A 1,277-nucleotide genomic window follows, 5' to 3' on the forward strand; every position below is an offset into this window, starting at 1 on the left:
GCAAAACTCTGTTGCGCAATTTCCATCTAGTCATTCCGTCTCGGAATACTATCGTTTCGCCGACGTTCAGGAAGGTGATTTCATGGTATCCGAGACTTATCCGCGCAATCTCGTCGGCTATGGACGCAACACGCCCGATCCGAAGTGGCCGGGCGATGCGCGTGTGGCAGTCCAGTTTGTCATCAACTACGAGGAGGGCGGCGAAAGCTGCATTCTCGATGGCGATCCGGCCTCTGAAAATTTGTTGTCGGAAATCGTCGGCGCCGCCGCTTGGCCGAGCCAGCGCAACTTGAACATGGAATCGATCTATGAGTATGGCTCGCGCGCCGGTTTTTGGCGCCTGTGGCGGACGTTCACGGAACTCAAGGTTCAGGCGACCGTCTATGGCGTAACACTTGCCATGGCCCGCAACCCGGAGGCGGTCGCGGCCATGAAGGAGGCTGGCTGGGAGATCGCCAGCCACGGGTACCGCTGGCTGGAATACAAGGATTTCCAGGAGGACGTCGAGCGCAAGCATATCCAGGAAGCCGTGCGCCTGCACACGGAGCTGACCGGCGAGCGGCCCTACGGCATGTATCAAGGCAAGCCCTCCGACAACACGCTGCGCCTCGTCATGGAGGAGGGTGGTTTCCTTTATTCCTCGGACTCTTATGCCGACGACCTGCCGTTCTGGGTGAAGGGTGTCGATGACAAGCCGTTCCTGATCATCCCCTATACGCTCGAGACCAATGACATGCGTTTCGCCACGCCCCAGGGCTTCAACTCGGGCGATCAGTTCTTCACCTACCTCAAGGATGCCTTCGATACGCTCTATGAAGAAGGCAAGGCCGGCAGCCCGAAGATGATGTCCGTCGGCCTGCATTGCCGCCTCGTTGGTCGTCCTGGCCGCGCTGCGGCGCTGAAGCGCTTCATGGAGTATGTGCTGAAGCACGATAAGGTGTGGATCCCCAGGCGTCTCGAGATCGCGCAACATTGGCATGCCCACCACAAGCCGGAGACGATCTGATGCTTTCGCGTGACGAGTTCGTATCGCGTTACGGCGGTGTTTTTGAACATTCGCCATTCATTGCCGAGCGTGCTTATGATGATGGCTTCGTCAGTGACGAATTGACGGTTGATCGTGTCCACACGGCGCTCGTTGCCATCTTCCGGGCGGCCAGCCCAGAGGAGCGGCTGGGAGTGCTGCGTGCCCATCCCGATCTTGCAGGACGCCTCGCAATCGCAGGTGAATTGACCGAGGACAGCAAGAAGGAGCAGGCGGGCGCCGGGCTCGACCG

At 59.4% G+C, this 1,277-nt stretch carries 2 protein-coding genes; both read left to right on the plus strand.

The features are described from left to right. Positions 1-82 precede the first annotated feature (82 nt). Positions 83-1,006 carry an allantoinase PuuE gene (puuE, locus tag FHX16_RS31400; protein ID WP_183757348.1) on the plus strand — a complete coding sequence of 308 codons (924 nt, stop codon included), beginning with the start codon at positions 83-85 and terminating at the stop codon, positions 1,004-1,006. Then, positions 1,006-1,277: 2-oxo-4-hydroxy-4-carboxy-5-ureidoimidazoline decarboxylase (gene uraD, locus FHX16_RS31405; protein ID WP_259132247.1), on the plus strand; the 272-nt coding region annotated here is incomplete at its 3' end. The genes puuE and uraD, both read left to right, overlap by 1 nt.

This window comes from Rhizobium sp. BK661, from assembly GCF_024808825.1.
Lineage (GTDB): Bacteria > Pseudomonadota > Alphaproteobacteria > Rhizobiales > Rhizobiaceae > Rhizobium.